The following is a 26,721-nucleotide window of genomic DNA, read 5'->3' on the forward strand; positions in this document are numbered from 1 at the left end:
AAATCACCTACAATTGATTAGACATTTTTCTTCTTATATAATTAGACATCTTATCTACTACTTTAAGTACTGTCAAATTTGAAGTATCTATTTCTATGGCATCATCAGCCTTTTTTAATGGGTTTGCCTTTCTAGTAGTATCAATAAAATCCCTTTTTATTATATCTTGAAATATATTATTATATTCAACATTTATTCCGTTTTCTAGTAGTTCATCATACCTTCTTTTAGCTCTTACTTCTGGTGAAGCGGTTAAATAAAACTTAAAAGGGGCTTCAGAAAGGACAACGGTTCCTATGTCTCTTCCATCCATAACCACATCATATTTTTTAGACATCTCCTTTTGAAGTTGAACTAATAATTCCCTTACTTCAGGTATCGCCGCATATAAGGATACATTATTACTTATTTCAGGCTTTCGTATTTCTTCACTTACATCTTCTCCATTAATGATTAATCTATCATTTGAAAAATGCATTTCTAAAGATTTTATTAATCTACATAGGATATCTGTATCCTCTGGAGATACATTATTTCTTTTAGATAATAAGGTTACACCTCTATACATTGCCCCAGTATCAATATACATCAGGTTAAATCTTTTTGCTAATACTTTTGCAATAGTACTTTTTCCTGCACCAGCAGGTCCATCAACTGCAACAGCTATTCTCAATGTCAAACTCCCTTTCTATTAACATACAATCTAATATATTCTATAAGAAATATTAAATTCCTCTATTTTTTTATTTGTTAATCAAATCCTTACGTAAGGATATTGCATCCTTTAAATAAACATAATTTATATTAACTCTTTCTCCATTACATAATACTAGAATTCTAATACATTTTTTTAAAGAGTTTTCTACATTCATTTCATTAAAGTGCATAATAGCTACCTTATGTAAGTTATAATATTTTCTTATATACTTTCCTGGATAAGCCGCAGTGATATCATCTGTGCAGGAAAATGTAATAGACACAATATGTGAAATATCTAATTCATTTTTCTCTATAATTTTACCAAATAATTCTATAGAAGCGGCTTTTATTTCACTAGAATTATTTTTGCCAATTGTAGTAGCTCCTCTTATTGCAAACATTATTTTTCACCTACCATTATACCAGCTAGATAACCAGTTGAAAAAGCAATTTGAATATTATATCCTCCAGTATATGCATCAACATCTAAAACTTCTCCTGCAAAATATAAGTTATTAATTATTTTTGATTTCATAGTCGATGGATCCAGTTCTTTCACACTGACTCCTCCTGATGTTACGATAGCTTCTTCAATAGGTCTTAACCCTTTTACTTTCATATTTAAATTTTGAAGCAATTTAACTAGATTTTTTCTTTCCTCTTTAGTAATAGAATTTACTTTTTTATTTTCAGGTATATTAGATAATTTAATAATTACATCAATTAGTTTTTTTGGCAACAAATCCTCTAATGAGTTTTTAAAGTCCTTATTTATATATTTAGCAAAATCCTTTTGTATTCTTTTATCTAGATTTTCTTCACTTAAAGCTGGTTTTAAGTTGATAACAACATAGAATGTGCCATTTTGTTCTATAAACCTACTAGCACTTAATACTATAGGGCCAGAAATACCAAAATGAGTAAATAACATTTCACCAAACCCATTATATATAATTTTACCTTTACAGTTCTTTATATAAAGCTCTACATTTTTTAGGGATAATCCCTGTAGTTCCTTTATCCAAGGTTCTTCTATCTCTATGGGAACTAAAGAAGGCTTTAAATCCACAATGGAATGTCCTAATTTTTTTGCAAATTTATGACCATCACCTGTAGAACCAGTCTGTGGATAGGATACTCCTCCTGTAGTTATTATAAAGTAATCCCCTTTTACAACATGATTATTTTTTAATTTTGCAGAGGTAATATGTTTATTACTACTTATTAGTTCTTCTACAGGGTTATTTAAGATAACCTCTACTCCCCTATTAAGAAGCTCTTTTTCCAAGGCTTTAATTATATCTGATGATTTATCAGATTCCGGAAATACTCTATCTCCTCTTTCAACTTTTAGTTTTACCCCTAGTTTTTCAAAAAAGTTCATTACATCCTCATTAGTATAAGTATATAGAGAGCTATATAAAAATTGTGGGTTGCCAGGTATATAGTCAAAAAATTCGTTTATATCCTTTCCATTGGTAACGTTACATCTTCCTTTACCAGTTATAAAAAGCTTTTTGCCTAGTTTTTCATTTTTTTCAATTAAAGTTACACTATGTTTTCCAGCAGCGGTTATTGCGGCCATCATGCCTGCTGGACCTCCACCTATTACTACCACTTTAGCCATGTTTATGCTACCTCCTAAATAAGAAAACGAACCTAGCTAAAGGTTCGTTTAATTCTAGTCTACTCTTTTCTCTTTATAAGAATAAACTTCGTAATCTTCCCATATTTTTTCTAACCTTGAAAATGTAGAAGAAATTGTTTCCTTTTCTCTAAGACCCACAGCAATAATTAATGCATTTACCACACTAAGCGGTGCAACTAATGAATCAACAAAAGAAGCCATATTACTTTGAGCTATTAAAGTATGATCTGCCCTAGCTGCCAAGGGTGAAAGTAAACTATCAGTAATTGCAATTACATTTGCCCCTCTGCTTTTAGCATAATCTAGAGCTTCAATAGTTCTTCCTGCATATCTAGGAAAACCAATTCCTATTACCAAATCTTCTTCCGATACATTAAGCATTTGCTCAAATATATCGCTTACTCCATAACCTATTACTGTCGCATTATCAAGTATTAAATTTAAATAAAATCCTAAAAACTCAGCAATAGCTGTTGAACTTCTTAGACCAACTATATAAATTCGTTTTGCTGAAAATATACTATTTACAACATCATTGAAAGTTTTCTGATTAATTTTTTCTAAAGTTGCTCTAATATTTTCCATGTCTGATTTTAGTACACTTTTAAGTGCACTTTCTTGACTTATAAAATCATTAGATAGCTCTATCCTTTGAACTGTTGTTAATTTGTTTTTTATTAGTTCTTGTAATGCCTTTTGCAATTTTGGATAGCCACTAAATCCTAATTCATTTGCAAATCTAACTACAGTAGACTCACTTACCCCTACACTTGTTCCTAATTTAGCTGCAGTCATAAAAGCAGCTTTATCATAATGTTTTAAAATATATTCTGCAATTAATTTTTGACCTTTACTAAGTCTAGGAAACTTTATTTGAATAGTACGCATTAAATCTTGTTTTTCGTCTTCCATTAAAACCAATCCTTTCTCCATATCCCCTTATGTATTGCAATATTTATTTCATTTTAACATCTATTGAACATATTATCAACACATCTTTCAATTTTTACTATAACTCTTTGTAAATTGTTAAAACATTTTTACCATCTTTTTCAGTTAATCCAAAGGCTATATCCATTTTATTTAAATTTTTATTTAAAAAGTCTACAACTTTATACATATCCTCATAATACTCAAACCCCTTAGTTGCAATTAACTCTAAATCATTTTTCATAGGTTGCTTCCTCCCAATTAATTTTTATAGCTATAAATTCTATCTGGAATAAAAAAATAATAATAAGTTTTAAAAAATGAATGAAATAATATTTATCATTCATTCCTCAAATATTCAACTTCAGTATCTTTTAAGTATCTCCATTTCCCTATTTTTAAATCTCCTAAATGAATTTTTCCAACGGATACTCTCTTTAAATTTATAACTGGATGATTAATTTTTTCGCACATTCTTCTTATTTGCCTATTTTTACCCTCGTGTATTACTATAGAAACTTTTGCATTTCCATTTTGAAAAGAAAGCATTTCAATTTTTGCAGGTGCAGTTATATAATCTCCAATATCTATACCTTGATTAAATTTTTTCATTTCATACTTTGTAGGAATGCCTTTTATTGTAGCAATATATTTTTTATTTTTTTCCTCCCTAGGATGAATTATCTTATTATATATATCACCATCATTGGTTAGCAATATTAATCCAGATGTATCATAATCTAATCTTCCTATTGGATATATTCTTTCCTTAACCTTAACTAGGTCTAATATGGTGTCTCTTCCCCTTTCATCTTTTACTGTACATACATAACCTTCTGGTTTATTAAGAGCTATATAAACCTTATTTTCCTCTAATTTTATTTTTTTATCATATACCTGCACTTTATCAATTTCAGAATCTATTTTACAACCTAGTTCTGTTACTACTTGCCCATTAACTTTAACATCACCTTGAAGTATAATATCTTCACATTTTCTTCTAGAGGCAACGCCACACCTTGCCATGTACTTTTGCAGTCTTTCTACCATTAATATAAACACTCCTTTTAGTCCTCATCATAAATATTTCTTTTCAGCATCTTTATATATTTATTGTATAGATAATTAAAATCATTTTTCTCTAAATCTCTAAAAAAGTCCATTCTATGTTTTCTTACTCTGAGCTTTCCATTAGCTATTCTCGGATTTCCTTTTAAAGCATCATCTAAGGAACTTTTTCTTAGATGTATTTTATTGTTTACTATTAAATTCTTAAGTATTCTATCCCCTACATCATTATTTGAAATTACCAATGAAAGACCTCTTTCATCCATTAAATCTTCAGGAGCCTTCCAAAAGTCACCTATAGTTAAATCCCCAGCCCTTGGAATTGCAGAAAATTTGCAATCATAACAGCTATTATTTGAATATAAATCACATATAAATCCATTAAAAAAGGGATCTTCAGCCTTTGAACATTTGTATATATAGCCGTCTTTTGTAATTAGCTTTACCTGTCCTTTAGACCAGCCTAATTCTTTATCCCTAAAATTAAAATAAACAATTTTACCATTCTTAGATTTATCAAATAGGTATTTTTGAAAAGCAGTAATAGATGGTACACCATGACATATAAGATCAACAGTTATTAATTTTTCACTATTTATAACTTTTTTTATAGCTGCGACTTGGCAAGGAACACCAATAAATAGAACATTTTTGTTTTCCATATCAATTATTTGTTTGATTCTTTTATAAGTGAAGCCTATATTGCTCTGTATATATTTAGAACCTATTATCTTTTGTAAATCATCTTTATTTCTAATTTCTATATGCTCTGCTAAGAAATCCTTATTCCATGCAACACCAAAAACTACTCCACCATGATCTAATACGTGTTCAGCAATTTCTGAGGATAGTCCTCCTGATGAGCTCAATTTTCTTATATTTTCATTTAGAGTATAGGATGCATAAATCTTTAAATATTGTTTCTGTCTATTTTTATTATTATACTCTATTGATGGACAGCTATTTTGACATTTATTACATTCCACACAGATATGCTCATCTACCTTAGGATAATAGAATCCATCTTCACTTAAATTCATTTTTATAGCCTGTGTGTTACAAACATTGTAACAGGCAAAACAACTTGTACATTTATCTAAACCTATTTCATCTATAGCTGGTTTCATATAAAAACACTCCCTTTAAGTCTCTTAAGTTTCTATTGAAATTCATATTACATTATATTATAGTCTATTTAATTAGCCTAGTAAAACTATAGAAAATTGAGGATAAAAAAGCATATAGTGTATAAAATCACTATATGCGCTAATATTATTGAGGTAATAATATAAACCTTAATATAAACAATATTGCAAGTACATAGATTATTGGATGTACTTCTTTATATTTACCAGTAGCTATTTTCATTATAGGATAAAATATTATTCCAGCAGCTATACCATTGGCAATACTATAACTAAAAGGCATAATAGCTATAGTAAAGAAGGCAGGGACAGCTTCAGTAAAATCATCAAAGTTAATATTTTTAACAGAACTCATCATAAGAGAACCAATTATAATAAGAGCTGGTGCTGTAGCTTCTGCTGGTATTATTCCAACGAGATCTCCTAGAAATAAAGATAAAGCAAATAGTATGCCAACAACCACAGAAGTAAGTCCAGTTCTTCCTCCCTCTGCAATTCCGGCAGTGGATTCAATATATGTGGCTGTTGTTGTTGTTCCAAATAATGAACTTATTGTTGTAGCTATAGCATCAGCTAAAAGTGCTTTCTTCATATTTTTAATTTTACCATCAGGCAATATCATGTTCGCCTTTTCTGCAGTTCCTACTAAAGTACCGATAGTATCAAACAGATCTACAAGGCTGAAAGTAAGTATTACCATAAATATACTAGTTAAGGCACCAATGAAGCCTGTACCATTATGCGTTATAAGGCCTTTAAAATCAAAAGCTAAAAATGTTGGTGCAACACTTGATGGAATGCTAAAAGGCTTTAATCCGGTTATGTTAGTTATTCCCATTGGAATACCTATCAATGTAGTTATTACTATGGACAATAGCATTGCTCCCCTAATGTTCCTTGCCATTAAGATTACCATAGTAATTATACCTATTAAAGTTAAAATAGTATGGGGGTTAGTAAAGCTTCCAAAGCTTACTAGTGTAGCAGGATTAGCTACAATAATGCCACCACTTTTTAATCCTATAAGGGAAACGAATAAACCAATACCTCCTGTTATAGCAACTTTTAAATTTTGTGGAAGGGCTTCAACTATCTTCTCTCTTATTGAGGTTATAGTAATAAATATAAATAATAATCCTGATATAAATACAGCAGCCAAGCCTTGTTGCCATGTATAACCCAAAGTTAAACAAACACTATAGGTAAAGAATGCTGTTAAACCAATGCCAGGAGCTACTGCAAAAGGTAAATTCCCGTATAAACCCATTATAATAGTTCCAATTGCTGAAGTTAAACACATACCTACGAAAGCAGAGGCAACTATTGGATCATTTAATGTAGATAGTGTAGCAGCTGCATCTCCTTTTAAGCCCTGAGCATTCATACCTGAAAATTTCAATATATTGGGAATTACAAGTAATGCATAAGCCATAGTAATAAATGTAGTGAAACCAGCTAATACTTCTGTTTTTACATTTGTATTATTTTCATCTAGTTTAAAAAATGAATTTAAAAATGAGCCTTTTTTTTCTTTTGAATGAATATTATTCATATCTTCCTCCTTAGTAATTAAAATTTTATAAAAAAAATCTGTTAAGGATATAAGCAAATCCGTTAACAGAATCTAATATATACATATGTTATATATTGAAACAGACTCACCCATAGAGAGAAATTCGCGGTTTCTCGTAGAAACTTCTGAACCTTATTATCAGAATTATATGGATAGAATTCTTCTATAAAATTATATTTTTATATATTAACATTGTGAACGAAATAAGTCAATATTTATATTTTTTAAAAGAAAAAAATTAAATATTGACTTATTTCGTTTATTCCACATCTTGAATACTTATAGTCCTAGTATGTTTCGTGTGATTCCATTCCTTATTATTTTTATCCATTATTCCCTGTATAGTAATCGGAATCCAAGTAAGAGTGTATATTCCATATAACAAATACCATATAAAAATTTTAATTGAATGTTTTTTATTTAGGACAAGTAATAATAGTATGAACATGGCAATGTAAACTAAATTGCCAAAAACTATTTCATAGGATTTTGGATTACTTCCAAATATAGATGAGATGACAACTATGTTTAAGGAATAAACGGAAAACAAAGCAAACATTGCTTTGGATAACTTCTTTTCAAGCATCATAATAAGTGGAGTAAATAAAAATTGTAGTATACTAAAAACCTTCCAAATAACTGGAGCAAATAAATCATTTATTACAAAAATGTTAAGCCCTTTTTCAGCATTATTCTGGGCTAAGGTTAATGCTACAGATATACCTAGTAATAAAGTAACAAGGGGCTGAATTGTATACAAAGCGCAATCCAAAGCTGTAAAATCTTTATCTTTTATAGATTTATGAAGCAGCTTTGTAAAAAATCTAGAACCTACATCTGCAAATCCTTGCATCCATCTTTTTCTTTGATTCCAAGATTGCTTAAGGGTTATTGGTTTCTCATCATAAACTACAGCATTATGGGCCCAACCAACTTTATAACCATGCAGCACAAGCTTGCAGGTAAACTCTAAATCTTCAGTAAGACAAGTAGCACCCCAGCCTAGTTGTTTTAAAATCTCAGTATCTACACAAAAACCTGTACCTCCAATTTGATTGGATAATCCTAAATTTGCCCTGGCTAATTGGAACAATCTATTTGCAGTCCAAAATGATATGGAATAGGATTGAGTTATCCATGAATCATCTGGATTTTTGCTATCAATATATCCTTGCACTACTCTATACCCTTCACAAAGCTTACCATTCATTTCATTTAAAAAGTTTTTTGAGACCAAATTGTCTGCATCAAAAATGGCTATAGCATCGTAATCTTTTTCCATGGCAAATATTTTGCTAAACATCCATTCTAATGCATAACCTTTTCCTCTTTTATTCTGTATATTCCTTTCAAATACATTAACATTAGCTTTTTTTGCTATGCTGGCAGTATTATCTGTGCAATTGTCAGCGATTACATAAATATCATACAGTTCTTTTGGATAATCTAAAGACTTTAAGCTTTCAATTATATTGCTAATAACTGCTTCTTCATTATGTGCAGCTACAATAAGAGCAAACTTTTTTTCTGATTTATATTTACTTGAAGTTAAATCTTCTTTTTTAAATAATCCAAATAATGATAATATTAAATAGTACATTGTTATTAAAAACACTGTAATTTGAAATATTGCCGTTGAATAATAGATAAAATCTTCCATAATATCACTTCCATCTCATTGTTTTGGCTTTTTGATAGCATCAATTTTATAATACCACATTTTTTTAAAATAAAGCTTGCAATTGCAATGTTTTGATTATTCTGGCAATATTCAACATACAATAAAAGGAACCTTACTAATCAGCAAAGCCCACCTTAACTTAATTTTACCCATATTAAAATTTTTTATTAATAATTTATTAAAATACTCTATAATGAGTTCACCTATTTGTAATTTCTTTTATAATATCGTAATTTAAATCTTTTTTTACTAATTTTTATTTATTTTTTTGTTAGTTATTTATAAGGATTAAATTGTAGTTAAGTGGTTTACTTTTATTTTTTATTACATAATTTTCATTATGTAAACTATTTATGATGAATGATAAATGTTTGGTTTACATTTTTAAATTTATCTGCATAATTAATATTATGTAAATAAGTACTATAGTACATTATTTCATATTCACAAATGATTTTATATTGAATATACTATAATAATATAACCTTCTTTCTATATAAATGGTTTAACATATTATAAAAAGGAGGGATATATATGGGACACAAGCATAAAAATCGTTGTAAACATGATTGCCGCCAAAAAAAATGCAATTGTACTAGTAGATGTTGTAATACTGGATGTGATTTTTGTAATATCTTTAGCTCTTCATGTAATAATTTTATAGTTCCACTTGTAATTTTAGCCCTTTTAGCTAGAAGATAGAATATTTCAAAACCTATAAAATGACAGCTATTTATATTGCTGTCATTTTATAGGTTCTCATAGTACATTTATTTAGTTTTAATGGTATAATTATACTAAGTAAGTATTTATTTTTATGGGGGTAATGCTATATGGATTCCTATTGTTTTTACGCTCTTGAAGAAACCAATATTGATGATATATCAAAATATATATTAGATAAAATTAATGGTAGAGATAAGATACTTATATTATGCATAGGCAGTGATAGCTGCACAGGTGATTCATTAGGTCCATTGACAGGTACTTTGTTAAAAAAACATAATTGTCCGTGCACCATAATGGGAGACTTGGAAAATCTAGTAGATTACAATAATTTAACACAGAAAATAAATTATATAAAGGATCATTATAAAGATCATTTTATTATTGCTATAGATGCATCTTTAGGAGATAAAAACAATATAGGTAAAATAATTATAGAAAATGGCTCTATATCTCCTGCTACTGCATTAAAATCAGGAAACTGTTCTGTAGGCGATATTTCTATTAAAGCAGTAGTAAATAGATATTCTTCTATAAAATATGCTAATGAATACATACTTCAACAAACTAGACTCTATTATGTTTATTCCATGGCAGAAATATTATCAAAAGCCATATTAAAAGCTATAAATGACAATTTAAATTCACATGAAAACGTATACTTAAAAGATACAAGAGATATATTTAGTAATTCAGTACCTTCTAGATAATTATGCACTAGTATAAAAAGGATCTAAAATGATTAAAAACCTTAATACACTCTTAGCTTAATCATTTTAGATCCCTTTATATTATTAGAATAACCAAAATACTCTTTAATATACTTTGTGGTTCGATGATATTACCTTTCTTCTTACAAGGGCATTTACTAATATTAAAGCAATAAATCCACCAATTAAAGCCGTAATAAGTTGAGGTATTCCCATCATTATAATTAATTTAGATGCAACTTTGGGTGGTATACCTAATTTAAATACATGTATTAATTTACTAGCAGCTAAATATAAAAATCCAAACTTTATAAATGCTCCAATGACTATAGCAATATATTTTAAACTTTTAACCTTATTACTTATTATACCAAAAACAAGTACAAATAAGATATTTCCAATTATTATAAATGGAACAAAAGGAGCCATAGGACTAGGAAGTTGTCCTATTATCAACGCAAGCATTGGAGTTAATGTTCCTAATAATACTGCCCATGATACACCACAACTATAAGCTGCAACAATTAATGTGGCATTAACAACAGAGCCTACAATTACTTGACTTATCTGGGGAAAACTTCTTCCCAAAGCTTGTATTGCTATGGCAATAGCTAATAATAGAGCTGTTCTTACTAATTTTTGTGATTTGTTCATTAAATCTCCTCCAATTTATAGATTATTTTATATCCTTAAATACTTCTGTAACTCTTTTAAGTATTCCATTAATATGTGCTATGGCTATGCCATAATTTGTTATTGGTACATCATAATTTTTAGCTTTTAATATTCTGCTCATCATCTGTTTTCTATTAAACATACATGCTCCACAATGTATTATTAGCTTATAGTTTTTAATATCATCAGGAAAATCTGAACCAGCACTAACTTTAATTTGTAGTTCACCACCTGCTTTTTCATTAAGCCAATTAGGTATTTTTTCCCTTCCTATGTCTCCTTTCAAGGCATGATGAGTACATGCTTCAGCTATAAGTACTTTATCTCCAGGCTTTAATGAATCTATGGCTTTAGCACCTTTAATAAGACTTTTTAAATCTCCCTTATATCTGGCCATAAGTATAGAAAAAGAGGTTAATGGTATATCCTTAGGTACTATTTCATTTACCTTCTTAAATACCTGAGAATCTGTTATAACTAAATCTGGTTTAAAATTTAATTTATTAATAAAATACTCTAATTCTGAATCCTTTACCGTAATTACTACAGCATCCTTATCTAATATGTCTCTTATAGTTTGCACCTGGGGTAAAATAAGCCTTCCTTTAGGCGCTTGTATATCTTGTGGTGCAACTAATAAAACTACATCTTTAGGGTTTATTATATCCCCTACTAAAGTACTTCTTTCAAAATTCAAGGGAGCTTTTTCAATTATTGTATCCTTTAACTTGTCTATATTAGTGTTCTCTTTTGCACTAACTTTTACAAATGGTATGTTAAATTTACCCTTAAAATACTCCTCATTTACTTCTAATTTATCTATTTTGTTTATTACTCCAATTACAGGAATATTCTTTGAAGACAATTCTTCGTACCATCGTTTTTCTAAAGTTAACTCTTCACTTTCCGAAGTAAATACCAAAATAGCCAAATCTGTTTTATCCATAACCTGTTTTGTTTTCTTTATTCTAAGCTCTCCAACTTCACCAAAATCATCCAACCCTGCAGTATCTATCATCATAACAGGACCTATGGGCAAAAGTTCCATAGCCTTATAAACTGGATCAGTGGTAGTTCCTGCTTTATCTGATACAATTGCTATTTGTTGATTTGTTAAAGCATTTATTATACTTGATTTCCCAGCATTTCTTTTCCCAAATATAGCTATATGCAATCTATTTCCCTTAGATGTGTCTTGCATAAATAATTCCTCCTATGTTACTTCATAAATTTAAAATATTTTTTCTTAAATGAATCCCCTCTATTCAAGGATATCTTTTTATCAATATTCAATATATAGTCTTCTAGTTCTTTTCTCTCTTGTTTTATTGTCTTTTCTTCCTTAGCCTTGTTAGGATATATTTCATATAATCTTCTGTATTTATATGGCTCTACCTTTTGCATAATAACATTGGCTCCACAGCTAAAAGCTATTCCTTTATGGGTAGAATTAATTACCCCCAAAGAAGTAGTAGCAGGAAGATGCGTATTTTTTAAAATAAGTCTAGATAAAGCTAATACCTTCAAGGTTAAGAAAGTATCTCCTTTTTTATATTTTTTTAGCTTAGTTTCAGGATGTGGTATAAAAGGACCAATACCTGCCATGTCCACCTGCAATTCCTTTAGCAGCATAATGTCCTTTGCTATAGTCTCATAGCTTTGTCCAGGAAGACCTATCATAAAACCACTGCCAACCTGATAGCCCAATTCTTTTAAATTCTTTAAACATTTTATTCTATTCTTAAATGAAGAATGAGGGTGTAATCTATTATATAAATCTTCATCTGCTGTTTCGTGCTTTATTAAAAATCTATCAGCCCCGGCTTCCTTAAATGCCTTATATTCTTCAAAGTCTCTTTCCCCAATGCTAAGAGTTATGGCAATATCCCCAATAGACTTAATTTGTTTAATTAAATAACATATCTTTTCTTTTGTGTACCATAAATCCTCTCCAGATTGCAAAACTATAGTTTTATATCCAGCAATATATGCCTCTCTTGCAGTATTAATAATTTCTTCTAAAGGCATTCTGTATCTTTTTATATTACAATTATAAGAATTTAAGCCACAATATGCACAGGCACATCTGCAAAAGCTAGAAAATTCAATGATAGCTCTTATCTGAACTTTATTTCCACAGTATTCTTCAGTTATTTCTTTTGCCTCATTGAATAGATAACTTACCTCATTCTCATTTAGTTTTAATAATATTACCATTTCATCTTGTGATAAGACTTCCCCTAAAGCTGCTTTATCAATTATTTCTTTGTAATTCATAAATGTACTCCTATATTATTTCTTTGTCATGGCAGATTTAACATTTACTCCAGTAACTTTTCCAAGCTTTCCTGTCATAGCGCTTATTTCGTCTGAAGTTCCGTCCACAATCAATGAAATTACACTTATTTCTTTTTCTTTATAAGGTATTCCCATTCTTCCAACAATTATATTTGCAAATTGGTGAAGGATTTCATTTACTTTATTTGCACTTTCAAATTCTTCTACTACAATGCCCACTACCCCTACTCTTTTCTCCATATCCATGATTCAATTCCTCCTATGCATATCACTAAAAGCAAAAAACCTTCCGGCAAAAACTGGAAGGTCTATATATCACAATGACATTTCATTTAAAAGTTATATACTCTATGTAATATATTTATATTTTCCTTCCCTTTTGCTTAGAATTTTCCTTACAATTAGGTTATATTTTTTCATTAAATCTCTTTTATCGGAAACACCAATAAATGGGATACATATTAATTATATTTTTATATACCAAACTTGTCAACTATGTATGTACAATTAAAATCTAATAATAAAGCTTTCTTTAAACACAAGATGAATAAACAGCATAATAATCAGAATAAAGGCTAAACTTCTATGAATCTTAACCCAATTACCCCTTACATTTTTATTAATATAAGTTCCATAAATACCAAGTAAGAAAACAATCCACATAGTACCTGCTGCTATTATTCCTGTTATAGAAAGTCCTTCTACATTAAACATTATAATAAAATGAACTATAACTGCTATAGAGCCTATAATACCAAAGTATCTATGATATTTCACAACAAATTTCATAAGTATTCTATAATAATTTACAAACTTTTTTTTATCTTTACTTAGTTTTACAATGTATTTTTTATTAATATACTTTATAAAAAAATTTAATAAGGCACCCCCATATCCTATTGCGCTTATCCAGCCAAAAAATCCTGCCAAATCTTTCATACTATTTCCCCCATTACAAAATTATATTCGTATTATATCACTTTATTATCTAAAACACACTATTTAAAAGAGCTGGTATTACACCAGCTTTAAGAAAATATTACCCTATCACTTAACTCTTCCTTAATTTTTAAATCACCAAAATGATCTAATAGTTTTTCTACTGTTAATTTTTTCTTTTCATCACCATTAAAGTCAAAAGTTACATTACCCCTATGCATCATTATTAATCTATTTCCCAAATTTATAGCATAGTTTAAATTATGAGTTACCATTATTGTAGTTATATTATTTTCATTTACTATATCTTCAGTTATCTTTATTATCTTTTCTGCAGTTTTAGGATCTAATGCTGCAGTGTGCTCATCTAGTAATAGTAATTTAGGTTTCTTCATAACAGACATAATAAGTGAAAGTGCCTGTCTTTGTCCTCCAGATAAAAGTCCAACCTTATTATTTAACTTATCTTCTAACCCTAAATCTATTTCCTTTAACATACTGCGAAATAATTCTATATTCTTTTTATCTATGCCAGAAGTTAATCCAAATCTTTTTCCCTTATTATATGCCATAGACATATTTTCTAAAATAGTCATATTTGACGCTGTCCCCATAGATGGATTTTGAAATACTCTTCCTATGTGCTCTGCACATTTATATTGAGGAATCTTATTTATTTCCACTCCATCTAGTATTATCTTGCCACTATCTTCTTTTATAGATTGAGATATTATATTTAATAAAGTTGACTTTCCTGCTCCGTTACTTCCTATTACAGTAATAAAATCTCCTTCATTGACAACTAAATTAAATCCCTTAAAAATTGTTACTTCGTTTATTGTATTCTTATTAAATGCTTTCCATAGATTTTCTATTGCTAGCAATGTTTTCACCCCCCAAAGAAGACTTTTTACCGATTTTAAAATTAAACTTTTTATTATTAAGCAAAAGAGCTATTACAACAATAATTGATGTTATAAGTTTTAAATCAGTAGGAGGTAGACCAAGTTTTAATGCTAACGCTACTGAAGCTTTATAAATTAATGCACCTATTATAGTTAAAGTAGTTCCATTTAAAATACTGCCTTCTTTAAAAATTGAATTTCCCATAATTATTGCTGCTAAGGCCATTACTACTGTACCAGCTCCCATTCCTACATCTGAAAATCCTTGATATTGGGCCATTATTGAACCTGACATAGCTACAAGACCATTAGATATCATTAAACCTAAAACCTTAATTTTATCCGTATCAACAGCTAATGAAGTAACTAATTCTTCATTATCCCCTACAGCTTTTAACATAAATCCTAATTTAGTATTTAGAAATAAATCTAGTAGTATTTTAGATATTACTGCAAATATAAGAATAACTGCTAAAGACATAATATTTCCTGAAAAAATTGTGTCTTTACCAAATAAAGGAACATTCGATTTCCCCATTATTCTTAAATTTATAGAGTAAAGTCCTGTCATAACTAAGATACCTGATAATAAATTTGTTATTTCTAATTTTACATGTAATATTCCTGTTACCATTCCTCCAATAGCACCTGCTGCAAAGGACATTACACAAGCCAATAATGGATTTATTCCTTTCATTAAACATAGAGCTGTTACAGCAGCCCCTAAAGGAAATGTGCCATCTACAGATAAATCTGGGAAATCTAAAATTTTATAAGTTATATAAACACCCATAGAAGCTATGGAAAATATGAATCCGCCTTCTAATACATTTATCAAAATATCCATTATTTTACCCCTCCCTGTACCTTTTCAGATTTCTCAAATATATCCTTTGGCACTTGAATATTCAGCTTTTTAATAGCATCTTCATTTATAACTAACTCCATATCTTTCAAATTACCAACAGGTATTTCCTGGGGAATATTCCCATCTATTATTTTTACAGCTGCTTCTGCTGTTTGTAATCCTAGTTTATAATAATCTATACCTATTGTTGCAATAGCACCTGACACCACATGGGCTCTTTCTCCCCCAAATATAGGTATATTTTTGCTATAACAAGTATTTACTAACAGTGGAATTGCAGATGCCACTGTATTATCTGTAATTAAATATAATACATCTATTTTATTTATAATAGAATTCAAAGATTGAGGTATATCATTGACATTTGTAATTCCTGTGGAGATTACATTCAAATTAAATTCCTTGGAAATAGTTTCTGCCTCTTCTAATTGAATTTCAGAATTGCTTTCGCTGGTATTATAGATAATTCCTATATTTTTAGCTTTAGGTATTAATGTTTTTAATAGTTGAAATTGTTCTTTCATAGGAATTTTATCTGAGGTTCCAGTTACATTAGTTCCAGGCTTTTCTATGGATTTTACTAATCCTGATTTTACTGGATCTGTTACTGCGGTAATCAATATTGGTATATCCTTTGTGGCATTAAATGCTCCTTGAGCCGAAGGTGTTCCAATGGCAAATATTAAATCTTCCTTATTGGATACAAAATTCTTGGCAATATTTTGAGAAGTTTGCATATCCCCTTGAGCATTTTGATAATCAATTTTTATATTTTTACCTTCCTCATAACCCTTATCCTTTAATCCTTGGATAAAGCCTTTTCTTGCAGAATCTAAAGCGGGATGTTCCACAATTTGAGTTATACCAATTTTTAGTACCTTTTTGTCCTGAAGTGATTTTTCTGATCCTTGAGCTTTTGAACAGCCCACAAAAAATGAAGTGCTCAATACTAGTGAGAGTAATACTCCCACTTTTTTCTTTCCTACCATACTACCATCCTCCTAAAATATTAAATTATAAAGATATAAAAAACTCTCCATAGGGAGAGTTTGTATACTAAATAAACCTTAATTAAACAAAATTAAAGTTAACTTCCATATTCCCTACCTAACTACCATACTACGTTTTTTAACTATACTGCTAAACCTTTTAGAACTACCATATTACTAAATAAATTAAGTATATTTAGTATAGATTTTATTATATCTCTCATATTTTGTCAATACATTTTTTTATTTTTCTAATATATATCTGGTATAGAACGATGTCCTAACCCTATTACTACTTCATTTAAGTGTAGAAGTCCTATACTCATGAATAAACATACACTTAAATGTTCACCACATCTAGCTATACCTATCTTTCCTCCAACATTTAAACCATTTGCTTTTATGGATACCTGCATTATTGCCTCTCTTGTTGCCCCTACAACAGCTCCGTCATGAACATGGCAATCCTTTATAAGTCCACATCTTTTTGATGCCACCAATGCCCTCTCCACTATTTTAGTTATAGAATCATTTAAATTTCCACCTACATCTACCGCTACAGTTCTTATATCTCTCTTTTTGAAATTTTCTTCTAACATCTTTTCATCTTCTCTAGATGAAATAGCCATTTGAATAGAAGCCTTTGCTACATCTACACTTTCAATTTTCATTCTAAACCCTCCTTAATATTAAGCTCCGCTATTCTTCCTTCTTGTTTATATTTTATCATAAAACAAGCATGTATTAATAATTTCTTCTGTAACTTTTAAATTTCTTTCTAAAATAAATATACATTAAAATACCATCTACAGCCCACTGCAAGTTTGTTATCCACCAAACATAGGTAACAGGCTTTTTGAGATAATATATAAAATAAAACATTAAAGGTAATCTTATACACCAACCAGTAATTAAAGAAATAGTAAAAGTAGTTTTAGCATCTCCTGTTCCTTTCAAGGCTCCACAAAAAACATTAGAAATAGCTATAAAGGGTTGTTCAATAGAACCTATAAGCAAACATGCTGCAGTGAGATGTATAACTTCCCTTTCTTCACCATTTATAAAGACTTTAGCTAAAAAATTTGGCATAGTAATAAATATAATAGCAAAGAACATTATAATTCCCAAAGAAAATAAGCAACATTTATAAGCATATTTTTTTGCACCTTTAACATCTCTTTCCCCTACCTTCATTCCTACTAGAGTTGTAGCCGCAATACCTATAGCAATGCTGGGCATAACTGAAATGCCTTCTATGTTATTTGCAATTTGATTAGCTGCAAAGGATGCAGAACCTAAACCCATAATCATTGATGTACATATTAATCTACTTATACTATATGCTGCTTCCTCAAAAAAACATGGCATTGTGATAAAAAGTACTTTTTTAATTTTTCCATAGCTGCATCTTATTTTAAATTTAACCTTTATATTAAAGTTTTTTATTACATAAGAAAATAAATATATCATTCCAAAAAATTGAGCTAAAAGTGTAGCCATAGCAGCACCAATGACTCCCAAATCTTTAAACAATATACCGAAAACCAATATAAAATCAAAAAATATTTTGCTTACAGAAATAATTATGGATACTCTAAATGGAGTCTTTGTATTTCCAACTCCTCTTAATATAGAATTTAAAATATTCACAAATAAACTTGGTAATAAAGACAATGCTACTATTTTTATATAAATATCTCCATATTCTAATACTTTGCCATAGGCTTTAAAAAGCTTTAAAATTTCATTGCTAAATCTATAAAGAACAAAAGTACAAATGGAAGCTATAATAATACCAATTTTAATTCCTATGGAAGCATATTCTTCTGCACTTTTTATATCCTTTCCTCCTACGCTTCTAGCTATTAATGAGGTTACAGCTATTCCAAGTCCTGAGGAAATTAAAATATTATAAAAAGTATTTATAATTTCATTGCTCAAAGTCACTGCGCTTACCATTTTATTTCCGCCAAAATTTCCTATCATCATTATATCAAATATATTCATAAAATTATAAACTACCATTTCTGCAATTACAGGAAGGGATATATCTATCACTTCACTTAACACATTATTATTTTTCATTTTTGCATCCCTTCTAAATTGTATTTAATTCCATTACTTAAATATATTAACATGTTAACTTTTTTAACATAGTATTTTAGAAATTACCATACTATTAAACCTTTAAAATAAAGTTTTTAGGTAACAATATATAAAGATAATGTAATATTTCAATTGTTATTTTAGGAGGTGCCTATTTACTAATGAAAAATTGGCATAAAAACAAAACCTGGATTATCTTAATTATTTCATTTATTCTATATTGCAACTTTTATATAAATTCGGGTACTGCTGCTACTTTAGCTCCATCAGCCTCCATCGATAAAGAATTACTAAAAGAAGAAATTCAAAAAATATACAACAAGCGTTCAGAAGTATTCATAAATGGTGATCTAAGTTCTTTGCCACAATACTTTGACACTTCACAAAGATATGGTAAGTGGGCACTAGAACATGAAGTACAAAGAGTAAAATATTTAAGATCTTGGGCTTATCAAAGGGGAATAGTTTTTACTAATGTAAATTCCTCTGTGCTATTGTATAAAACCTATACAACTAAAAATGGTATTAGACTATCTTTAAAGGAACTTTATAAATTTGATTATATTTACAAAGATGACGAACAGCCTGTAACAAATTCATTTGGTGTAGGTATAAGACATACTGTTGATTTGGTCAAAAAAGGTGATAATTGGGTTATATATACTGATTGGTATACAGACTGCTTTGAAGATGGACTAAAAGCCTACACTGGAGATATAAAGGAAATTGATCTTTCTAGAGAAGAAATATATACTATGCCAAATTGTCCAAGGGAAATAAAAACCAGTTATACTGGTAGATATAATAGAATTAAAGCGGCGGAATATGCAGATAAATATTCCGGAGCTTCCCTACAGGAAGGTACAGATTATAAATACAATAGAAAATATAAAGACTTCAATGGTATTGGCGGCGATTGTACCAACTATGCCTCACAAGTATTGGGTGATAAAGAAGCCGGCGGATTAAAATTTGATGGGACCTGGCATTGCACCTACCATCCATTTGGAGGCGGCGAAGGCAGTAGAGCTTTTGTCAATGCAGATGCTTTTAGAGACTATTTAGTGTATAGTGGTAAAGGGCATTTGATAAAAAAAGGAGATTTTAAGCAGGTGGCAATTCCCACTGAAGCTCATCCCTGCGGTATAGTACAAAAACTAGAACTTGGTGATTTAATTTGTTATGCAAAGGGGCATGACATAGATCATTTTGCGGTTATTACCGCATGGGATTCCCATGGATATCCATTGATAAATTCTCACACTACAGATAGATATCATGTACCATGGGATTTAGGTTGGGGTGATAAAAATATATTCTTTCATCTAGTTCACATAAGATAAATATATAATAACAAAATAGGCAGAAGGTTAATCTGCCTATTTAAATTAAACTATTTTAGTTGTCCAATCCTCGCAATTCCATATATCTGTCACTACATCTCTATAAAACTCTGGTTCGTGGCATACAAGCAGTATAGTTCCTTTATTTCTTGTTCAAAATAACCCATGTATTGGTAATCTCCAAGCTCCACTTGGCCAGAAACAGGCTTTATTTGTCCAAGTAAGCTTTTTAAAAGTGTTGACTTACCAAGGCCGTTTGCTCCTACTAAAGCAATCTTTTGTCCTCTTTCCATGTAAAGATTTAATGGCTTTGTCAATGGCTCATCATATCCTATAACTAAATCCTTAGTTTCAAAAATCATCTTACCAGCAGCTCTAGCTTGCTTAAAGTTAAATTGCGGCTTTGGCTTTTCCGCTGTAAGTTCTATTCTATCAATCTTATCAAGCTTCTTTTGTCTAGATTTTGCCATATTAGCAGTAGCAACATTAGCCTTATTTCTAGCAACAAAGTCCTCCAGCTTATCTATTTCCTTTTGTTGTCTATCATAAGCTGCCTCTAATTGAGCCTTTTTAAGCTGGTATAATCTTTGGAATTCATTATAATCTCCAACATATCTTGTTAGTCTTCTATTTTCAATATGATAAATCAAATTAATTACACTGTTTAAGACCGGATTTTGAAGTAATAGCTTACCTAAAAGAATTTTGGTTCTTTGTCCATCAGATAAATCTGAAACATCTTTATCAAGTCCCAAATCTAAAAGTCCTAATCCTTTTGCCACTTCTTCTACCTTAGCATCTATAATATAAAAGCCATTATGATCTAGCATGTCTTGAACTACAGCAGTTCTTTCAAGAGCTTTATTCATCTCGTCTTCATTCATGTCTCCCATACTGCCATAAAGTGTGTTCATTTCTGTTTCAAGATCAAAAAGGTATTGAAATGCACCTCTTAATGCTTCTCTAATTGTCATACCCTTAATTAATGAACCATGCTGATCCATGTAGCCTACTCTAACATTATTTGACCAAATAACTTGTCCTTCGTCTGGCATAAGATTATCTGTTATTATGTTCATAAATGTGGATTTTCCCTCGCCATTAGCTCCAATAAGGCCAACATGTTCGCCTTTTAGCAATCTAAATGAAACATCTTCTAATATAGCTCTATCACCAAAGCCATGGCTAATATTTTTAACAGTTAAAATACTCAATATCTATCTCTCCTTAAATTTTAGAGTAAAGTTACACCTTTTTATATCTTATGAAATATTCTTTCTAAAGCCCCTTCCTTCTACTTCAGATACATCTATTATTGATATAAAGGCATTTTCATCTATTTCCCTTACCATTTGTTTTAACTGAGGCAGCTGAGATAAGGATACAACACAGTAAAGCACCTTTCTGCTTTTATTGGTATAGGCACCTTCTCCATATAAAAAAGTTACACCTCTTTTTATATTTTCCATAATACTTTTGCTTACTTCTTCTTCCTTATCTGTGATAATTAGAATTAATTTATCTCTGTCAAATCCCTTTATAACTATATCAATCATGTAAGAAGTAATATACATGGATACCAAAGTATACAAAGCACTTTTTATTTCAAATATAAAAGCTCCGATGATTACTATAACACAATTTACACCAAAAGTTATTTTACCTATATCAAGGTTCTCATTTTTTTTCTTTAGTACTGAGGCAACAATGTCAAAACCGCCCGTAGATCCATGATTACTAAATGCCATACCAATACCTGCTCCAACTAGTACTCCGCCATATATACATAATAATAAGGGATCATCTATGAAAATTAAGTCTTTTAATGGGGTTGTAATAATAAGCATAATAGAAAAAGATATAGTCCCTATGATTGTAAATACTGTAAACTTTCTATTCATCTTTTTGTAACTCAGATATAAAAGGGGAATATTTATAGCAAATACCGTATATCCTGCAGGTATTTTAAAAACATACTGTATTATTAAGGTAATACCAGATACTCCTCCACTAAGAAGCTTTGCATTTACTAAAAACACATTTATACCAATTGCTGATATTAAAGTCCCAAGTATTATTAAAAGTATATTTTTTGCACTTTTTTTATTGATGTAGTCACTTAATTTCGAATAATCCATCCTCTAATCCATCCTCCTTTACCTTTTTTGTAATGTTAATACTGCAATATTATTATACCCTTTAAATTAAAATACATATTTTAATAATATTATATTTTATTTGGGAAGGAAACAGTAATTTAAAAATTTTATTAAATGCAATTTGTGTCAGTATATTAAAGGTAACATATATTAATATTGTAAGTAATAATTTAATATTTAGAGAGGCGAATTTATGTTTTTTTGTCCACTTTTTACACCAACACTTTTTAGGGTTAATCCTCCTATAACCTATATAAGATTTCTACATGCCATACCTAGTGCGTTAAATATTGATATTTATTTAAATGATAGACTTATGGCAAGTAATCTTTCTTTTAAAAAATTTACTGAATATTCACCTATAGCACCAGGCTATTATACCCTAAAAATATTTGTTTCTGGCAAAACTTCAAATCCCATTATAGACACAAGCTTTTTTGCTACTCCAAATAATATTTTTACTGCAGCTGCCGCAGGTAATCTAAACAATATTCATTTAAAGCTCATAGAAGATATACCTATGACTATAGTTCCTGGTACAACCATGATTAGATTTATACATCTTTCTCCAGACACTCCTACTGTAAATGTAGCTTTAACAAGTAGAGAAGGTATAATCTTTAACAATGTTTCCTTTGGTGAAGTTACTAATTATCAGCAAGTAAGTCCTGGGCATTATGGAATACAAATAACAGCAGCTCACTCAGGCAGTGTAATTTTAATAGTGCCAAGTACGCCCTTTGGTCCTAATAAATTTTACAGCATTTATGCAGTTGGCCTATCCGCTGGTAATCCTCCATTACAAGTATTGCTTCCACTAGATGGCAACAGTTACTTAAAAGTTTAAATATAAAAGCATATGGTTCTAAACACCATATGCTTTTGCCTATATATATTGATTTGCTGCGCAAGCCCAATCTTTTGTTATTTCTCCCATATCTTCTATAGCTATGGTTACATCATTTTTTTCTATTTTTTTATTGGATAGTTTTTTTACTTCCCCAGGAGGGTTTATTAGTGACAAAGATTCTTCTGCCCCTGTGAGCACCCACAATGTTTTACTATTTATAGGTTTTATGCTAAGTTCTCTTTCTCCAATGCCATCTGTAAAATATATGAGAAGATGATTTCTTAATTTTTTTTCGTATATATATTGAAATACTGGTGAAAAGGCAGTTGCCCCTCTGGTATCCACCTTGGCCTTAATATCCCTAATACCCTTTACTCTATACGCCCTTCTAATTGCATCATCACACTCAATTATGGTTATTTCACAAGGATGATTTTTTACTATAGCAAATATTTCTATCATAATCTTTTCTATTTCCCTATCAGTTATACTTCCACTTATATCTATAGCTACTAATATCTGAGCCACATGATTAGATAGCTTACCTCTAAGATCCAATCTATCTGGCTGTCTCCTATCTTTTCTTGTTATAGTCTTTTTATATCCTACAGGCAGTGTACCTATAATCTTTTTAAGATACTCTGCCCAGGATATTTCTGGTCTTTCATTTAGATCCTTTAAAGTTTTTTTTAGTGATTCAGGCATTTTACCTCTATTAGCATTATTTGCAGTGTTTTTAGTAAGCTCCTTTAATTCTTCAAAATTATAGTCATCTTTAGATTCTCTCCAAATATCATGTGCCTTCCATATTTCATGTTTTTTCTCATATTTCCTTGAAGCCTCCACATTTTTTCTCTCTAAAATTTCTGGGCCCTTTTCATCCTTCAATTTTTCCATTGCTTTTTGCAATTCTTCAGCATAGTACTCAGCATTTCTTTCATATTCTAAGTTTGCATTAAAGGATAATTTAATGTTTTCAATAGTAGAGCTCCATGATGGTAGGTGCTGAATATATTGATTTATAGATATATCTAATGCAGTATTAACTACAAAATCACTATATTTTTTTCTCATTTCCTGTCCTCTTTTAACATGATTAAACATAATATGGTATATTTCATGTTTTATCAAAGCCTTCATTTCTTCTAAATTACATTCTAGAAAAATACATGGGTTAAAATGAAGAATAAAATGTGATAAAGATACTGTAGTGCCAATGGCAGTGGCCATATTTAAATCTATCTTTCTCTTCATTTGTATAGTAAAAAGAGCAAAAAAGTTATCCTCATCCTTCATTAATGAAAAAGTACACAGCTCTACTAATTTATAAAACTTCTGAATAAATTCCTTATTTAAAGTTGGCTCTTCTCCCCAACTGTACACTTCCTTTAATAAATTTTTTCTTAAAACCTCAAACTTACTATTTTCCTCCATAATTCTTCCCTCTAATCTTCTATTTGTTCATACATTGAAAAATATCCATTAACAAAGGTTTCATTCATCATAAATTCTTTATAAAGGTTATCTCCATAGTTGAATTTAATTTCCTGCATAATTCCCATTCTAAGATCTGCCGGATATAATTGTAGAAATTTTGAAAATAAATCTATTTCCTTTGTTCTATTTTCTTTATCCTTTAAATAAAGCAATGCATTTTTAGAGGCTAAATATAGTCTTGAATGGCTTTCCTCCTTTACCCTTTCTATTAAAGCTTTATCAATGTCTTCTCTATTAAATAGTTCTTCAGATGTTATTAAGGGATGCTTGTTTTCCTGAAGAAAATTAAAGAAATCTTGAGCAATACTTCCCCCTACATTGCCCTTTACCACATTATAAAATATTCTTGATGGGAAATTATCCTTTTCATTTAAATAAACTTTATAAGCTTTAGATATTCTTTCCCAACTTCTTGGAGTAGCTTTAATAGATTCTTGAGAGTAAGGAGTATGAAGGTATTCAGGGAATGTGGCAATAAACTGTACTATATCCTGATGAATATTAATTTTCTCATCCGTTGCCCACTGCAGCCATGCCTTTACATCTGCATCTAATTCAATCCATACAAATCTATCCTCTTGAGCAGGATCCATGTCCACTACCTGATAATCACTTTGCTCAAAAGCATCATATTTATTTGAAGGATTCATAGCAGCTATCACATCTACTTGAGATGGTAGAACATATCCATTTATTTCTCTATTTAAAATTATGTTCATTAGTTCCTGCTGTACACTGTGTTCACATCTATTTATTTCATCTATAAAAAGAAGTACTCTCCTATTAGGATTTTCATCTATAGATTTTTCTATTTCCAATAACTTTGTATGAACAGCATATACTGTTCTTTTCTTATTAGTAAATATTCCATTTAAATTAGTAGTGTACTCCTCTACTGTTGGCAGCCCTCCAATTTCTCCTTCTTTTAATAAATTTCCATCTATATTTACTACATAATAGCCTTCATTTTCCCCTAATTTTCTTACTAAAGAGGTTTTACCTATACCACTTTCCCCTATAATAAGAGGAACCGCTCCACTCTTTATAACTAAACTTACTGTTAATAATGCATCATTAAAATTCATAAAAAACACTCCTTATATGCTTAATTTATAATCTAATAATATTCTTTTAGCTTTCATACTGCCAAATTTGTAAATATAGGTTACTTTATTAAAAGAAAATGCTTGGCATTGAATAAAATCTATTATATATTTATCTTCTACATCTTCTTTTCCTATTTGTTCTTGAATAACATCCATTACTGATTTCATGGCTTCTTTGTCTAAATACTTTACTATTTTAATATTTACCTTAACAAATTTTTTTATTTTATCTTTTGTTAAATTATTTATATATCTCATTGCTTCTTCATTGGATTTAATGGCTTCTATTTCAACTTTCTCACTAGGACTATTTATATATTTAATAGCTGTCCAACCATTCTTTACTGCAATTATCTGTATTTCTTCACAGGGTTCTTTAATAAACTTTATAGAATCAAAATCCCTTTCCACAGCAATTCTTTGAAGCTCAATACTAGGATCTTTTATAAATTGTATTGCCCATCCCTTGGAATTTACCGCTTCCTTAATCACTTCATAGCTTGGATTTTGAATAAATTTAATGGTATTCCATGCCTTCTTCACTGCAAACAAACACATTTCTTCTGTAGGATTTTCCACATATTCTATAGCCCACACATTTGATTTTAATGTATTCCATATATCAGTATCAGAAGGATTCTTAATATATTTTAATGAGTTGCCATTTCCCTTCACTGTAATCACCGCCTATTTTAATTATGTAATTATATTATCATAAAATAAAATTAAATTGAATATATAGTATCATTTAATAATAATTATTTTCTCTTAAAGGTCATTTTCTTTTAAAAATATTTAAGCATGTG

General features: G+C 29.6%; 27 protein-coding genes, 1 pseudogene and 1 riboswitch. Of the genes and pseudogenes, 4 read left to right on the plus strand and 24 right to left on the minus strand.

Annotation, left to right across the window (positions count from 1 at the left end):
• Positions 1-7: 7 nt before the first annotated feature.
• The 9 genes from cmk to CLLI_RS06220 form a co-directional block, all read right to left on the minus strand.
• Positions 8-673, minus strand: a complete 666-nt coding sequence (gene cmk, locus CLLI_RS06180; protein WP_106063348.1) for a (d)CMP kinase — start codon at positions 671-673, stop codon at positions 8-10.
• 70 nt (positions 674-743) lie between these two features.
• Entirely contained in the window at positions 744-1,100 is a 357-nt protein-coding gene (aroH, locus tag CLLI_RS06185) for a chorismate mutase (RefSeq protein WP_106063349.1), read from the minus strand.
• A complete protein-coding gene (locus tag CLLI_RS06190) occupies positions 1,100-2,326 on the minus strand; it encodes a BaiN/RdsA family NAD(P)/FAD-dependent oxidoreductase (protein ID WP_106063350.1) in 1,227 nt (408 codons plus the stop codon). The genes aroH and CLLI_RS06190 overlap by 1 nt, the downstream gene beginning before the upstream one ends.
• A 54-nt stretch (positions 2,327-2,380) precedes the next feature.
• The gene (locus CLLI_RS06195) at positions 2,381-3,259 is read right to left on the minus strand and encodes a MurR/RpiR family transcriptional regulator (protein WP_106063401.1); all 879 of its coding nucleotides are present in this window, start codon (positions 3,257-3,259) and stop codon (positions 2,381-2,383) included.
• A 97-nt stretch (positions 3,260-3,356) separates the two neighbouring features.
• Positions 3,357-3,521 carry a DUF4264 family protein gene (locus CLLI_RS06200; RefSeq protein WP_106063351.1) on the minus strand — a complete coding sequence of 55 codons (165 nt, stop codon included), beginning with the start codon at positions 3,519-3,521 and terminating at the stop codon, positions 3,357-3,359.
• A 95-nt stretch (positions 3,522-3,616) separates the two neighbouring features.
• Entirely contained in the window at positions 3,617-4,327 is a 711-nt protein-coding gene (locus tag CLLI_RS06205) for a pseudouridine synthase (protein WP_106063352.1), read from the minus strand.
• 17 nt (positions 4,328-4,344) lie between these two features.
• Positions 4,345-5,472 carry a Coenzyme F420 hydrogenase/dehydrogenase, beta subunit C-terminal domain gene (locus CLLI_RS06210; protein WP_106063353.1) on the minus strand — a complete coding sequence of 376 codons (1,128 nt, stop codon included), beginning with the start codon at positions 5,470-5,472 and terminating at the stop codon, positions 4,345-4,347.
• Positions 5,473-5,617: 145 nt separating this feature from the next.
• On the minus strand, positions 5,618-7,042 hold the full coding sequence (locus CLLI_RS06215; protein ID WP_106063354.1) for an NCS2 family permease: 1,425 nt from the start codon (positions 7,040-7,042) through the stop codon (positions 5,618-5,620).
• 93 nt (positions 7,043-7,135) lie between these two features.
• Positions 7,136-7,235, minus strand: a riboswitch (purine riboswitch).
• An 87-nt stretch (positions 7,236-7,322) separates the two neighbouring features.
• Complete coding sequence (locus tag CLLI_RS06220) at positions 7,323-8,723, minus strand: glycosyltransferase family 2 protein (RefSeq protein WP_106063355.1); 1,401 nt, start codon at positions 8,721-8,723, stop codon at positions 7,323-7,325.
• Between the two features lie 555 nt (positions 8,724-9,278).
• Between CLLI_RS06220 and CLLI_RS14465 the strand changes: the two genes are divergently transcribed.
• Both CLLI_RS14465 and yyaC read left to right on the plus strand, forming a co-directional pair.
• Positions 9,279-9,446: a hypothetical protein gene (locus CLLI_RS14465; RefSeq protein WP_170063653.1), complete on the plus strand. Its 168-nt coding sequence runs from the start codon at positions 9,279-9,281 to the stop codon at positions 9,444-9,446.
• Between the two features lie 131 nt (positions 9,447-9,577).
• Entirely contained in the window at positions 9,578-10,180 is a 603-nt protein-coding gene (gene yyaC, locus CLLI_RS06225; protein ID WP_106063356.1) for a spore protease YyaC, read from the plus strand.
• A 105-nt stretch (positions 10,181-10,285) separates the two neighbouring features.
• Here the strand turns inward: yyaC and CLLI_RS06230 are convergent, their stop codons facing one another.
• From CLLI_RS06230 to CLLI_RS06275, 10 genes are all read right to left on the minus strand, one after another.
• A complete protein-coding gene (locus CLLI_RS06230) occupies positions 10,286-10,834 on the minus strand; it encodes an ECF transporter S component (RefSeq protein WP_106063357.1) in 549 nt (182 codons plus the stop codon).
• 22 nt (positions 10,835-10,856) lie between these two features.
• Positions 10,857-12,056 (minus strand): [FeFe] hydrogenase H-cluster maturation GTPase HydF, encoded by a 1,200-nt coding sequence (gene hydF / locus CLLI_RS06235; RefSeq protein WP_106063358.1) that lies wholly within the window; start codon positions 12,054-12,056, stop codon positions 10,857-10,859.
• A gap of 17 nt (positions 12,057-12,073) precedes the next feature.
• On the minus strand, positions 12,074-13,132 hold the full coding sequence (gene hydE / locus CLLI_RS06240; protein WP_106063359.1) for a [FeFe] hydrogenase H-cluster radical SAM maturase HydE: 1,059 nt from the start codon (positions 13,130-13,132) through the stop codon (positions 12,074-12,076).
• Positions 13,133-13,147: 15 nt separating this feature from the next.
• The gene (locus tag CLLI_RS06245; protein WP_106063402.1) at positions 13,148-13,393 is read right to left on the minus strand and encodes a TM1266 family iron-only hydrogenase system putative regulator; all 246 of its coding nucleotides are present in this window, start codon (positions 13,391-13,393) and stop codon (positions 13,148-13,150) included.
• A 267-nt stretch (positions 13,394-13,660) separates the two neighbouring features.
• On the minus strand, positions 13,661-14,092 hold the full coding sequence (locus CLLI_RS06250; protein ID WP_106063360.1) for a hypothetical protein: 432 nt from the start codon (positions 14,090-14,092) through the stop codon (positions 13,661-13,663).
• Positions 14,093-14,181: 89 nt separating this feature from the next.
• On the minus strand, positions 14,182-14,976 hold the full coding sequence (locus CLLI_RS06255) for an ABC transporter ATP-binding protein (protein WP_106063361.1): 795 nt from the start codon (positions 14,974-14,976) through the stop codon (positions 14,182-14,184).
• The gene (locus CLLI_RS06260) at positions 14,942-15,844 is read right to left on the minus strand and encodes an ABC transporter permease (protein WP_106063362.1); all 903 of its coding nucleotides are present in this window, start codon (positions 15,842-15,844) and stop codon (positions 14,942-14,944) included. The genes CLLI_RS06255 and CLLI_RS06260 overlap by 35 nt, the downstream gene beginning before the upstream one ends.
• The gene (locus tag CLLI_RS06265; RefSeq protein ID WP_106063363.1) at positions 15,844-16,854 is read right to left on the minus strand and encodes an ABC transporter substrate-binding protein; all 1,011 of its coding nucleotides are present in this window, start codon (positions 16,852-16,854) and stop codon (positions 15,844-15,846) included. Before CLLI_RS06265 ends, CLLI_RS06260 begins: the two co-directional genes overlap by 1 nt.
• A gap of 251 nt (positions 16,855-17,105) precedes the next feature.
• Complete coding sequence (locus tag CLLI_RS06270; protein WP_106063364.1) at positions 17,106-17,525, minus strand: HutP family protein; 420 nt, start codon at positions 17,523-17,525, stop codon at positions 17,106-17,108.
• Positions 17,526-17,598: 73 nt separating this feature from the next.
• Positions 17,599-18,939, minus strand: coding sequence for an MATE family efflux transporter (locus CLLI_RS06275; RefSeq protein ID WP_106063365.1), 1,341 nt, complete (start codon positions 18,937-18,939; stop codon positions 17,599-17,601).
• A gap of 182 nt (positions 18,940-19,121) precedes the next feature.
• On the opposite strand from CLLI_RS06275, the gene CLLI_RS06280 reads away from it, so the two are divergent.
• Positions 19,122-20,303, plus strand: coding sequence for an amidase domain-containing protein (locus tag CLLI_RS06280; protein WP_106063366.1), 1,182 nt, complete (start codon positions 19,122-19,124; stop codon positions 20,301-20,303).
• A 45-nt stretch (positions 20,304-20,348) separates the two neighbouring features.
• Here the strand turns inward: CLLI_RS06280 and CLLI_RS06285 are convergent.
• A pseudogene (locus tag CLLI_RS06285) lies at positions 20,349-21,517 on the minus strand (ABC-F family ATP-binding cassette domain-containing protein).
• Between the two features lie 48 nt (positions 21,518-21,565).
• The gene (locus CLLI_RS06290; protein WP_106063367.1) at positions 21,566-22,441 is read right to left on the minus strand and encodes a YitT family protein; all 876 of its coding nucleotides are present in this window, start codon (positions 22,439-22,441) and stop codon (positions 21,566-21,568) included.
• Between the two features lie 214 nt (positions 22,442-22,655).
• Here CLLI_RS06290 and CLLI_RS06295 point away from each other — a divergent pair, with 214 nt between their 5' ends.
• Entirely contained in the window at positions 22,656-23,309 is a 654-nt protein-coding gene (locus CLLI_RS06295) for a DUF4397 domain-containing protein (protein ID WP_106063368.1), read from the plus strand.
• Between the two features lie 39 nt (positions 23,310-23,348).
• Here CLLI_RS06295 and CLLI_RS06300 read toward each other — a convergent pair whose 3' ends face one another.
• Genes CLLI_RS06300 through CLLI_RS06310 form a run of 3 tightly spaced genes read right to left on the minus strand, consistent with a single transcriptional unit; the run spans position 23,349 to position 26,590 of the window.
• The gene (locus CLLI_RS06300; protein WP_106063369.1) at positions 23,349-24,746 is read right to left on the minus strand and encodes a vWA domain-containing protein; all 1,398 of its coding nucleotides are present in this window, start codon (positions 24,744-24,746) and stop codon (positions 23,349-23,351) included.
• A gap of 11 nt (positions 24,747-24,757) precedes the next feature.
• Positions 24,758-25,894, minus strand: a complete 1,137-nt coding sequence (locus CLLI_RS06305; protein ID WP_106063370.1) for an AAA family ATPase — start codon at positions 25,892-25,894, stop codon at positions 24,758-24,760.
• Between the two features lie 12 nt (positions 25,895-25,906).
• Positions 25,907-26,590: a hypothetical protein gene (locus tag CLLI_RS06310; protein ID WP_106063371.1), complete on the minus strand. Its 684-nt coding sequence runs from the start codon at positions 26,588-26,590 to the stop codon at positions 25,907-25,909.
• Positions 26,591-26,721: the final 131 nt, after the last annotated feature.

Origin of the sequence: Clostridium liquoris, assembly GCF_002995785.1 — a bacterium.
In the GTDB taxonomy this organism is placed as follows: Bacteria; Bacillota; Clostridia; order Clostridiales; family Clostridiaceae; genus Clostridium_AO; species Clostridium_AO liquoris.